The organism is Enterobacter cloacae complex sp. 302F9 (assembly GCF_050030335.1).
Classification (GTDB): domain Bacteria; phylum Pseudomonadota; class Gammaproteobacteria; order Enterobacterales; family Enterobacteriaceae; genus Enterobacter; species Enterobacter hormaechei_C.
On sequence record NZ_JBLGUC010000001.1, the window covers coordinates 2265577 to 2277071 of the forward strand.

Annotated in this window: 9 protein-coding genes; 4 read left to right on the forward strand and 5 right to left on the reverse strand. The window is 56.1% G+C overall.

The annotated features are described in order from the left end of the window. Positions 1-118: 118 nt before the first annotated feature. The 3 genes from ACQG0T_RS11115 to ACQG0T_RS11125 are packed head-to-tail and all read right to left on the reverse strand — an operon-like array spanning position 119 to position 4252. On the reverse strand, positions 119-1498 hold the full coding sequence (locus ACQG0T_RS11115; RefSeq protein ID WP_252051025.1) for an efflux transporter outer membrane subunit: 1380 nt from the start codon (positions 1496-1498) through the stop codon (positions 119-121). After that, positions 1495-2577 (reverse strand): HlyD family secretion protein, encoded by a 1083-nt coding sequence (locus tag ACQG0T_RS11120; protein WP_017693458.1) that lies wholly within the window; start codon positions 2575-2577, stop codon positions 1495-1497. Before ACQG0T_RS11120 ends, ACQG0T_RS11115 begins: the two co-directional genes overlap by 4 nt. Before the next feature lie 22 nt (positions 2578-2599). Then, on the reverse strand, positions 2600-4252 hold the full coding sequence (locus ACQG0T_RS11125) for an MFS transporter (RefSeq protein WP_416347463.1): 1653 nt from the start codon (positions 4250-4252) through the stop codon (positions 2600-2602). 214 nt (positions 4253-4466) lie between these two features. On the opposite strand from ACQG0T_RS11125, the gene ACQG0T_RS11130 reads away from it, so the two are divergent. From ACQG0T_RS11130 to cybB, 3 genes are all read left to right on the forward strand, one after another. Beyond that, positions 4467-5261: a YdcF family protein gene (locus ACQG0T_RS11130; protein WP_271040802.1), complete on the forward strand. Its 795-nt coding sequence runs from the start codon at positions 4467-4469 to the stop codon at positions 5259-5261. A gap of 198 nt (positions 5262-5459) precedes the next feature. Next, positions 5460-6899 carry an aldehyde dehydrogenase gene (aldA, locus tag ACQG0T_RS11135; protein WP_023296575.1) on the forward strand — a complete coding sequence of 480 codons (1440 nt, stop codon included), beginning with the start codon at positions 5460-5462 and terminating at the stop codon, positions 6897-6899. 87 nt (positions 6900-6986) lie between these two features. After that, on the forward strand, positions 6987-7517 hold the full coding sequence (gene cybB / locus ACQG0T_RS11140) for a cytochrome b561 (protein WP_015570570.1): 531 nt from the start codon (positions 6987-6989) through the stop codon (positions 7515-7517). A gap of 41 nt (positions 7518-7558) precedes the next feature. Here cybB and ACQG0T_RS11145 read toward each other — a convergent pair whose 3' ends face one another. After that, a complete protein-coding gene (locus ACQG0T_RS11145; protein ID WP_032669925.1) occupies positions 7559-8626 on the reverse strand; it encodes an oxidoreductase in 1068 nt (355 codons plus the stop codon). 13 nt (positions 8627-8639) lie between these two features. After that, complete coding sequence (locus tag ACQG0T_RS11150; RefSeq protein WP_045906716.1) at positions 8640-9383, reverse strand: DeoR/GlpR family DNA-binding transcription regulator; 744 nt, start codon at positions 9381-9383, stop codon at positions 8640-8642. A gap of 732 nt (positions 9384-10115) precedes the next feature. Between ACQG0T_RS11150 and ACQG0T_RS11155 the strand changes: the two genes are divergently transcribed. Continuing rightward, complete coding sequence (locus ACQG0T_RS11155; RefSeq protein WP_023303703.1) at positions 10116-11453, forward strand: TolC family outer membrane protein; 1338 nt, start codon at positions 10116-10118, stop codon at positions 11451-11453. Positions 11454-11495: the final 42 nt, after the last annotated feature.

Genomic DNA, 11495 nt, shown 5'->3' on the forward strand with positions numbered 1-11495 from the left:
CTACGGGAGAATATGTAGAGTATGTAGGCCGGGTAAGGCGTAGCCGCCACCCGGCTTTTTATCGTTTCTCCGGGTATAACCCTTGCCCGGTAAGGCGTAGCCGCCACCCGGCATGTCTTCAGGCACTGCTCCAGCCGCCGCCCAGCGCTTTATACAAATCAATTTGCGCCAGCAGCAGGTTGTTTTTCACCTGTACCACGCTGGTCTGCACCGAGAACAGCGTGCGCTGCGCATCGAGCTCATCCAGATAAGAAGAGTATCCGTTGCGGTAGCGGTTTTGCGCAATCCGCAGCGTCTCCTGCGCGACCGTCTGCTGTGCCAGCAGCTCGGTAAGCTGTTCCTGATAGCGGGTGATGGCATCAAGGCTGTCATTCACCTCAGCAAACGCGTTACGCACGGTTTTTTCGTAGCTATACAGCGCCTGATTCCGCTGGGACTGGGAGATATCTACCTGCGCATTCAGCGCCTGACGGTTCAGCAGCGGCGCAAGAATACTGCCGCCCACGCTCCAGAGCTGTAGCGGGTTATCCAGCAATCCCGACAGCGTGCGATCCTGCACCGAACCCGTGGCCGTGAGGTTGATCGACGGCAGCAGGCTGGCGCGCGATGCCGCCAGCGTCGCGTCCGCCGCAATCAGCTGACGTTCAGCCTGGACGATATCCGGGCGCCGGTTCAGTAGCGTCGACGGCAGCTGGAAGGGCAGTTTCAGCGGCGTCAGGGCATCAAAGCTTTCACCGCGCGCAACGTCACCCGGGTTGCTGCCCAGCAGCAGGCTAAGCGCATTTTCCTGCTGCGCAATCTGGTGCTGAAGCAGTGGAACCTGGGCGCGGGTGGCGCGCAGCTCAGAATCCGATTGCATCAGCTCAAGGCGAGAGCTGTATCCCGTCTCAAACTGTCGCTTGGCGAGGTTGAACGCCTCTTCACGCGACTTCAGCGTGGACCGGGTAACGCGAAGCTGTTCGTCCAGCGACAGCAGGGTGACGTACCCGGAGGCCACCGATGATGCGACGGTAAGATCAGCCGCCGCAGCCGCCGCCTTTTGTGCCTCCAGCGACGCTCCAGCGGCACGGGAGGTGCTGCGGTTTACGCCCCAGATATCCACGTCGTAGCTGGCGGTCAGGCTGCCTTTGTACAACGTACCGTATACCGGAAGCCCCGTGGCGGCGGACTGCGAGCGCGCGCGCGTCCCGGTCACGCCCGCGTCAAGCGACGGGAACAGGCTGCCGTCAGCGGCGTACACCCGGGCCTGGTACTCGTTAATCCGCTCGCGGGCAATCAGCACGTCGCTGTTATTCTTCAGCGCCTGATCCACATAGCGATTCAGATTGCTGTCGTGAAAATTTCGCCACCAGAGCTGCTCTGTCGGGCTGGCTGGCCCCGACGTCGCGCGCCACTGGGCCGGTATGTGCAGGGACGATTTGGCGGGCTCAACGTCTACCGACTGGCATCCCGCCAGGATAGTCATTATCAGCAGGCCGGCTATCGGGCGAAGCGTCATTGTTTCGCCTCCCGCGTGTCGATGGTCACCTGCACCGACATGCCAGGACGCAGCAGCCGGTACGCCTCCGGCTCACCGAGCACCTCAATGCGTACCGGGATGCGCTGGGCGATTTTAACAAAGTTGCCCGTGGCGTTGTCCGGGGTGATAGCGCTGAACTCGACCCCTGTGGCCGGGGATATGCTCTCCACGCGGCCCTGATAGGCTTTATCGTTTAAGGCATCGACGGTAAATTTCACCGGCTGTCCGACGCGTAAATTCGCCAGCTGCGTCTCTTTGATATTGGCGATCACCCAGTGCTGCGGCGGGACCAGCGTGGTAAGGTGCGTCCCGGCGGTGACGTACGCCCCCAGACGCACTGCAATCTGCCCGAGCTGACCGTCACGCGGCGCGACAATGCGGGTGTTTTGCAGATCGATCTGCGCCAGCTCCAGCGCGGCTTTCGCGTTCTCAACGTCCGCTTCCAGCGAACCGCGATTGACGATGACCGTTTGTAAATCCTGACGCGACATCTCAAGCGTTGCTTTCGCCTGGTCGATATCGGCGCTCCCCTGGGCGGCACTGGCCAGCGCCGAATCGCGCTCGCGAATGGAGAGGGAGCCGTCCGCGGTCAGCTCTTTCACGCGTTTCAAATCCGCCTGGGTTTTCAGACTTTGGGCACGGGCGTTTTTCAGCGCCGCCTCGTTTTTGGCAATCACCGCTTCCGCGCTTTTGCGCTGTTGCAGGTTGTTATTCAGGGCTGCAATTTTCATTGCCAGCTGCGCCTCGGCCTGATGGACGCGCTGGCGATAGATGCGGTCATCTATCTGCAACAGCAGCTCGCCTTTTTTAACCTGCGCGAAATCCTGAACATGGACCTCGGTAATGTAGCCGTTTACCTGGGGACTGATGAACGTTGTCTGGCCGCGCACGTAGGCGTTATCGGTAAACTGGGCATGACGCGTGAACGGGGGCAGCTGCCAGGCATAAAGGATCACCAGTACCCCGACAATGCCGATAGCCGCGGCGGTGAAGATGGAAACGACGCGCACATTTTTGCGGGTGTTGGCCTGCTCTTTGGCGGCATCCTGCTGACTCATAACTTCTCCTGATAAATAGTCATTACTTGTTGCCAGTGGCGTTCTTAAGGGCCATACGGGCGGTGATGCGCAGGCGTAGCAAGCGCCATAAAATCCAGACCAGCGTGGCAGTGGCAATGCTCGCCGTCAGGAGATAAGTATCGTTGTAAGCCAGAATGTTTGCCTCAAGCGCCGTCACCGTCTGGAGCTGGGTAATGGCCTGGGTTCCCAGCAGGGAACTGTCGCCAATCAGGCTTTTGTACATCTGGGTGTAAAGCTGAATCCGTTCGTTCACCAGCGGGTTAAGGGTAGTGAGCTGGTCAGCCAGCAGGCTGGAATGGTACTTCTCGCGCCAGGTCTGGAAGGTGCCGAGGATCGCGGACCCCAGCAGCCCCCCAAGGTTCTGACTCATACCAAACATCACGGAAAAGCTGACCAGATTGCGCGGATCGGCGATCACCCCGCCAATGGCGGCCAGCATCGCAGGCGCGAGGAAGAACGCGCTGCCGAAGCCCAGCAGGAACTGGCTGAAAATAAGCTGATCCGGCCGGGTCAGGTTGTTGGACTGGCTGTCCAGCAGCGAGGCAACGATCATCAGCGCCAGCGAGGTGATAATCGGCCAGGCCAGTTTAGTGGGCTTGATCGTCAGACAGCTGGTGACGATACCGCAGACGATCCCGGCAAAAATTGCCCACGCCAGATTGGTCATCTGTTCATTCTGTAGGCCTACATATTGCAGCCAGCCGATGACGCCCGTGTTCTGCTCCGCCAGTACGATGCGGATCAGCAGCATGATCAGCCCCAGGCGTACGATGCTGCCGCTGGAGAGCCAACGGGTATTAAGCAGCGGGTTGTTGCGGTTATGTTCAAACACGATCGCGGAGACAATCAGCACCAGCGAGAGAGCCAGCGCCCAGCCGATCCACGGCGCTTCAAACCACCAGTCCAGACGCCCTAACGACAGAACCGCGCACAGCAGCGCCATGCCGGGCGCAAGCAAAAAGAAGGTGATGAAATCTTTCTTCTCGAAGACTTTGCGCCGATCGCCCGGCGGTAGCTTGAGCGCCATCACGCAGGCCAGGGAGATCAGGGCCAGACCCAGCTCGAAGAAGTACAGCCCGCGCCACTCATCAAGCTGTAACAGCTCGGTGGAGAACAGCCGCGCCAGCGGGATCGCCAGCGACGACCCGGTTATGCCGATGGTCAGCGCCTTCAGTCGGTGCTTCGCGGGCCAGGCCTGGATCTGGTAATAAATGCCGAGCGAGCTGAGCGCGGCGGCGACCATCCCGTGTGCCGCACGTACCATCAGCGCCGAGCTGAGATCGTTCACAAACAGGTGGAAAAAGGTGACCAGCACATACAGCACCAGGAAGCCTTCCGTAAAGGCGCGCAAACCGTACTGCTGGCGAAACTTTACCAGCAGCAGGTTGATGGAGACGTTGGTCATGACATAGACGGCAGGCAACCAGGCGATTTCAGTCGACCAGGCGCCAAAGGTGCCTTGCAGATTTTGCAGATTGGCGGTGACGACCGCGTTACCCAGCGCCCCGGTCAGACACACCAGCAGGCCGACCACGCCATAGGCGATTCGTTTCGACGTTGGATGTTCCGGGGTGGAAGGGGAACCCAGCAGGGCGGGTTTCTCGTGTGGCTGCCACTCGCGAGGAGCATAAGGGTCGCGTTGGGGCAGGCGCATAACGGGGTTTACCTTTCAAAAAGTTGAATTGTGAGCGGGCTAATGATTCTAAGGCTGACGCAAATCATAATTCAAGTGAATACGATTTTCTCATGTTAATCAAATGTGAGTGCTTTTTGAGCACATCCCGGCCCGTTTTTTCAGCATTCATGCCATAGCATGACGCGAAGAAAGGGGGATAATCGAAGGCTCTGTATGCTGTAAGGAGGTAACGATGACAATGGCACTTTTTCCCTGTCTGCCTGGCACAACCCTCGACGCCGTGAATACCGTTGGGGCGTGGCTTGCTCAGGACGACTATCAGGACAACCAGCCCGTTGATCTGGTGATTCTGGCGGGTAATGCGGTGATCCCCGCGATTGATGCTGCCTGTAAAATCGCGGCTGAACAGGGTGTTCCTCTGATCATCAGCGGCGGGATCGGTCACTCGACGACCTTCCTCTACGCCGCGATTGCGAAACACCCCCGCTATAACAGGATACCCACCACCGGACGTGCTGAGGCGGCTATTCTGGCCGACATCGCCCGTGAATTCTGGAACATTCCGGCCGAGCATCTTCACGTTGAGGCTCAGTCGACCAACTGTGGCGAAAACGCCCGCTTCAGCCGGGCGTTGATGAAACAATCCGGACTGAACGCCGCCCGGGTGCTGGTGGTGCAGGACCCGACAATGCAGCGTCGCACAATGGCTACGTTTGCCCGCGTTTGCCGCGACGAGGCCGCATCGCCCGCATGGGTGAGTCATCCCGGCCTGACGCCCGTGCTGCAAAACAGCGACGACGGTCTGGTGTTTAGCGGCCCGGTCGAGGGGTTATGGCCGGTAGAGCGCTACTTGTCGCTGGTGCTGGGTGAATTTCCGCGACTCAGGGATGACATCAACGGCTACGGTCCGGCGGGACGTGATTTCATTGCCCATGTCGATATCCCTGCCGACGTGGACGCCGCGTGGCAGATCTTGCGAAACGACGTCATTCTCACCGACGCGCTGGTGAGCCGTTCCCTGCTGTGATGCTCTGCCCGTTTGCGCCATCTTTTACGCAAACGGGCATCCTGTGTTGCCGATTTGTGATTTTGGAAACGGGCTGACCCGTTTCTTTTATGAGATATCTCACAAAAACAGACTCATAGAGTAGGCAATTGCCCCGGTAATTATAGTTTTTAACATTAAGTTTACTTGTTAAAAACAGTGTGATTACAGGAGCAGGTTATGACAGTACCCGTACAACATCCTATGTATATTGATGGACAGTTTGTTGCCTGGCAGGGTGATGCATGGATTGACGTGATCAATCCGGCCACGGAAGAGGTCATTTCCCGTATTCCCGATGGCAGCGCCGAGGACGCCCGCAAGGCCATTGACGCGGCAGATCGCGCGCAGGCTGGCTGGGAGGCGCTGCCTGCTATTGAACGCGCCAGCTGGCTACGCAAAATTTCCGCCGGGATCCGCGAGCGCGTCAGTGAAATCAGCGCGCTGATTGTGGCCGAAGGCGGCAAGATCCAGCAGCTGGCGGAAGTGGAAGTGAACTTTACCGCTGACTATATCGACTATATGGCCGAGTGGGCGCGCCGTTATGAAGGGGAAATCATTCAGAGCGACCGTCCGGGCGAAAATATTCTGGTGTTTAAGCGTGCCCTGGGCGTCACCACCGGCATTCTGCCGTGGAACTTCCCCTTCTTCCTGATTGCCCGTAAGCTCGCTCCCGCGCTGCTCACCGGTAACACCATCGTTATCAAGCCGAGCGAATTTACCCCAAACAACGCCATTGCGTTTGCCAAAATCGTCGATGAGATTGGCCTGCCGAAAGGCGTCTTTAACCTTGTGCTGGGCCGGGGTGAAACCGTCGGACAGGAGCTGGCCGGGAACCCGAAAGTGGCGATGGTCAGCATGACCGGCAGCGTCGGGGCAGGTGAAAAGATCATGGCTGCGGCGGCGAAAAACATCACCAAAGTGGGGCTGGAGCTGGGCGGTAAAGCCCCGGCCATCGTGATGGACGATGCCGACCTCGAGCTGGCCGTGAAGGCCATTGTGGATTCACGCGTCATCAATACCGGACAGGTGTGTAACTGCGCGGAACGTGTCTATGTCCAGAAGGGGATCTACGACCGCTTTGTGAATCGTCTGGGCGAGGCAATGAAAGCCGTCCAGTTTGGCAATCCGGCTGAGCGAACGGATATTGCCATGGGGCCGCTGATCAACGCCGCCGCGCTGGAGCGCGTGGAGCAGAAGGTGGCGCGCGCGGTGCAGGAGGGGGCTAAAGTGGTCCTTGGCGGTAAAGCGGCAGAAGGCAAAGGGTATTTTTATCCCCCAACGCTGCTGCTGGACGTACGTCAGGATATGGCCATCATGCACGAAGAGACCTTTGGCCCGGTGCTGCCAGTGGTGGCATTCGACACCCTGGAAGAGGCGCTGAACATGGCCAACGACAGCGACTACGGTTTAACCTCGTCTGTTTATACGCAGGACCTGAACGTCGCGATGAAAGCCATTAAGGGGCTTAAGTTCGGCGAGACCTACATTAACCGCGAAAACTTTGAAGCGATGCAGGGCTTCCATGCAGGCTGGCGTAAATCCGGTATCGGCGGGGCGGATGGCAAACACGGTCTGAATGAGTATTTGCAGACGCAGGTGGTCTATTTGCAGTCGTAATCAGGAGCCCCCTCCATGCGAGGGGGTTCACATTTTCAGGAAAGGTGGTTATGTTGGCGCGATAATGATTCTTTATCGGGAAACAACATGCGCACAAAATATACGGGTCTGCAAATCAGCATTCACTGGCTGGTTTTTCTGTTAGTCATTATGGCCTATTGCGCCATGGAGTTCAGAGGGTGGTTCCCAAGAACCGATCGTCCGCTTATTAATATGATCCACGTTTCCTGCGGGATCAGCATCCTGGTGCTGATGGTGGCGCGCCTGCTTATCCGCCTCAAATTCCCGGCTCCGCCTATTCAACCGAAACCAAAAGCGATGATCACCGGGCTGTCCCATCTCGGGCATCTGGTAATCTACCTGCTGTTCATTGCGCTGCCGCTGATCGGCATGGTGATGATGTATAACCGGGGAAATGACTGGTTTGCGTTTGGCCTGACTATGCCGCATGCCGCGGAGGGGAATTTTGACCTGGTGGATACCCTAAAGGAGTGGCACGTAACGCTGGCGAATCTGGGGTACTTCGTGATTGGTTTGCACGCCTTTGCCGCGCTGATGCATCACTACTTCTGGAAGGACAACACGCTGCTGCGCATGATGCCGAAAAAGCGTCAGTAACCGATAATGCCCTGCTAATCCGCAGGGCATTTTTTTGCGGCTTATTGCAGTTGCGCGCGCTCCTGCGCCGTTAAGTCCAGTTCCTGAGTTGAACCCGTTTCCGAAGATTTTACCGCCGCTTCCAGCACCGCCATCACCGCCAGGGCTTCCACCGGATGGACCGGGTTGTCAATCTTGCCGTTCAGGGCATCGCGCACGTTTATATAGTACTGCCGCTGGTCGCCTTTTGGCGCAGGGATAGCGCTGGCTTCACCCTGGGCATTAAACAGCACCATAGCGTCGCTGTCTTCACCCCAGCTTTCGCTACCCGGAACGACGCCTGCCAGCAGCTGGGCTTCCTGCTGATCGATGTGCGCTTTCACCACGCTGGCCTTATCGCCGTGGACGGTAAAGCGGGCAACGCCACCCGCCACCAGCATGCTGCAATGGAGGACCACTTTGTGTTCCGGATAATTCAGCACCACGTGCGCCCAGTCGTTAATCTCCGCGCCGTCACGCAGGGTGGCGATGTTGCCCTGTACCGACTGCGGCAGACCAAAAAGCTGTAGCGTCTGGTCAATCATATGCGGGCCTAAGTCGAACCACAGGCCGCTGCCGGGCACGTTTTGCTCTCTCCAGCGCACGCGAACCTCCGGACGGAAACGATCGATATGCGACTCAAAATGTTTCACCTTACCGATACGGCCTTGCTCAATCACCTGCTTAATGCCGAGAAAATCGCTATCCCAGCGGCGGTTATGGAAGACCGAGAGCAGGCGCTGTTTTTCTTGCGCAAGCGCAATCAGATCTCGCGCTTCCTGCATATCAAGCGTAAACGGCTTATCCACTACCACATGCTTGCCGGCATTGAGCGCCAGGGTGGCCAGCGGCGCATGGGTCGCGTTAGGGGAGGCGATAACCACCAGGTCGATATCCGGGTGCTGAATGGCCTCTTCCGGCGTGGCAACAACGAGGACGTCCGGCAGATCGCGTTTCACTTTCTCTTCATCCCGGGATGAGACCACCGCCAGCTTCAGGCCTTCGACGGACTGGATCAGCGGGGCATGGAACGTCTTACCTACAAAACCATACCCGATCAGCGCAATATTCATTGTCTTCACTTTATTCATGACCTTCTCCACGTTAATGCGCGCCAACGATAACCTGCAAGGCGCTATGGTCCCCGAGCTCTGCCCAGGGACGATCTAAAAACAGTTGATGAATCTCGGATAACCCTGACACCAGATACGGTTCGCACTGGTTGAGTTTTAGATGGTCGGCGACTACCCAGTGCGCCTGGCTTGCGGCCAGCATGGCACGCTTCACTTCGGCATCCGCCTCCTGACTGGCGCTCAATCCGAGTTCGGCATGGATGGCACATGCGCCAAGGATGGCAATATCCGCCCGGTAGCGAGAGAGCAGGGAAAGGGTGGCGCTTCCGGCAAACAGGCGTTGTTTCTGATCCCACTTTCCACCGAGCAGAATCAGGTCAATATCTTCCCGATCGCTAACCTGCTGGGCGATATCAAGAGAAGGGGTGATGATGGTCAGCGGCCCCTGAAGGAAAGAGGCAACGGCCAGCAGTGTGCTTCCGGCGTCCAGAAAAAGCGTCGAGCCCGCAGGCACGCATTGCGCAACCTGTTTACCCAGCCGCTGCTTAATTTCAGGGAGCAAGCTATTCCTGCTTACACGGGTCATCGTCGAGAGATTCAGCGCGATGGCGCCGCCATGGTTTTTTTGTGCCAGTCCCTGTTTTTCCAGGTCGGTCAGATCGCGACGGATGGTGTCCGCCGAAACCTGCAATCGCTCTGCCAGCTCGGTAATGCTGGCCTGGCCTTGCTCAGTAATGATATCAAGCACATATTTCTGTCTGGCGGTTTTATGCATGGGGCAGTATCCTGCAAAATGTCGCAATAAATTGCAGTTTACAGCATTTTGTAGGAAAGGGAATCGCGACAGGTGCGGGATGTTATCCAAAAACAGTTTAATGATGTGATTATTGATATCGCATTAATCAGTCATCAAAAACATGTATGTATCTTTTAGGTATGTTGTTATCGCTATGTTTTACTTGAAAATTTGGCTTAAGCTGCCGGATTATTGGCTCTAACCAGAATGTTTAACTAATTTGTAATTATAAATTAGTGCATATATCTATGAGTTTTTATTTTTAAAGTAAAATAATTCAATTTTATTCGGTGTATTACTTAAGTTGACATTTCTTTGAAAATCTTTGTGTCTGATTCGGGGTGAAATTAACGCAAAAATGTACACCAGGACATTTTAGAATTTTCTTTATATTACAGGGGGTTTATTTGTTTCATCTGAAAGGCCTTTTATAACGCTTTGTCCAGAAACCCCATCTTTTTTCTTATTTGTAACACCGCATTAACATTACGGGTGTGGTTGCTCATATCACATTTTGTTATGCTGCGAATCAATAAATATTTAAGTAAATTCTTAAAAGAAAAAAAGAGAATGAACGGCTCTCATCTCAATTGAAATGGGTATGGGGAACTATTACCCAAATTAATCGAGAAGGAGTAAGGGATTTCTGAAGGATTATTTGTACCTCTTCCTGGGTATTTATTTGGCTATCACCTGGAGTCGGGGGATATTATGAAGATGAAATGCAATAACAGGTTGCTCAGATTATCTGTCTCCCTGACCTTAATTTCGCTGGTGGTGACTGCGGCTAATGCAAATAACGGCCAGGCGGGGATATCTCCCGTTGCGGCAATGACGATGAAAGAAAGTATTCTTTTCGCTCTCGATCGCGACCCCTCGGTGAGCCAGCAGGCTGCGCAACTGGGGATCGGCCAGGCACAAATAGACGAAGCGCGCAGTGGCTGGATGCCACAAATAGCCCTGAACGGGAGTACGGGACACAGCCAGACCACCGATTCAAGCGGCTCGTTGCGAAATTCCGCAGCCTGGGGCCTGAGCCTGACGCAGCTGGTGTACGATTTTGGCAAGACCAATAACAGCATCAGCCAGTCTTCAGCTCAGCGTGACAGCTATCGCTACCAGCTGATGAGCACGATGTCTGCCGTCGCGGAAAAAACGGCCCTCAGCTATGTGGAAGTAAAACGCTACAGCGATCTGTTGCAGGCGGCAAAAGAGAACGTGCAGGCGCTTAAAAACGTTGAGCAACTGGCAAAACTCCGCGCCGATGCTGGCGTAAGCTCCACCTCTGATGAGCTTCAGACCCGCACCCGTATCGCCGGGATGCAGGCGACGGTAGAGCAGTATAATGCGTCTCTGAACAGCGCCCGCGCGCGGCTGGCGGTATTAACTGGCATACAGGCTGAACGCTATTCACCGGTTCCGGGAGGTCTGGCCGTGGAGCCGGATTCTCTCAATCGGATTGATTATTCACTGATCCCAACGGTGATGGCCGCGCAGAACATGGAGCGTTCAGCCCAGTACGGCGTAGAAACCGCCAGGTCTCAGCACTGGCCGACCTTAAGCCTGAAAGGGGGCCGCACCCGCTATGAGTCTGATAATCGCGCGTACTGGGATGATCAGATCCAGCTCAATATTGACGCACCGCTTTATCAGGGCGGCGCGGTCTCGGCGCGCGTCCGTCAGGCCGAGGGCGCAAGGGCAATGGCATCGTCCCAGGTCGATCAGGCCCGTTTTGATGTCCTGCAAAAAGCCTCCGTCGCACAGGCCGACTGGACCGGGGCGCGTGGACGAATGGAAGCCGGGAAGCGTCAGCTGGAAAATGCGTTGCGCGCCCGCGATGTCTACAAAAATGAATATACCCTGAGCAAGCGCAGCATTAACGATCTGCTCAGCGTGGAGCAGGATGTCTGGTCTGCCACCTCAGCGAAAATAATGGCTGAATACGATGGCTGGAGTGCGGCGATTAATTACGCCTCCGCGGTGGATAATCTCTTGCCGCTTATCGGAATAGAGAAAAACGCTGCCGCGAAATTACCTGATTTAAGTTAAAAAAAGGCGCGCCTTTCTGCGCGAAATAAGTCAGACAATAAT

Excerpts from the sequence above, each read along its gene's own strand:
- aldA (WP_023296575.1), top strand. The coding sequence starts at position 5,460 with ATGACAGTACCCGTACAACATCCTATGTATATTGATGGACAGTTTGTT.
- ACQG0T_RS11150 (WP_045906716.1), bottom strand. The coding sequence starts at position 9,383 with ATGCATAAAACCGCCAGACAGAAATATGTGCTTGATATCATTACTGAG.
- ACQG0T_RS11130 (WP_271040802.1), top strand. The coding sequence starts at position 4,467 with ATGACAATGGCACTTTTTCCCTGTCTGCCTGGCACAACCCTCGACGCC.
- ACQG0T_RS11125 (WP_416347463.1), bottom strand. The coding sequence starts at position 4,252 with ATGCGCCTGCCCCAACGCGACCCTTATGCTCCTCGCGAGTGGCAGCCA.
- ACQG0T_RS11115 (WP_252051025.1), bottom strand. The coding sequence starts at position 1,498 with ATGACGCTTCGCCCGATAGCCGGCCTGCTGATAATGACTATCCTGGCG.
- cybB (WP_015570570.1), top strand. The coding sequence starts at position 6,987 with ATGCGCACAAAATATACGGGTCTGCAAATCAGCATTCACTGGCTGGTT.
- ACQG0T_RS11155 (WP_023303703.1), top strand. The coding sequence starts at position 10,116 with ATGAAGATGAAATGCAATAACAGGTTGCTCAGATTATCTGTCTCCCTG.
- ACQG0T_RS11145 (WP_032669925.1), bottom strand. The coding sequence starts at position 8,626 with ATGAATAAAGTGAAGACAATGAATATTGCGCTGATCGGGTATGGTTTT.
- ACQG0T_RS11120 (WP_017693458.1), bottom strand. The coding sequence starts at position 2,577 with ATGAGTCAGCAGGATGCCGCCAAAGAGCAGGCCAACACCCGCAAAAAT.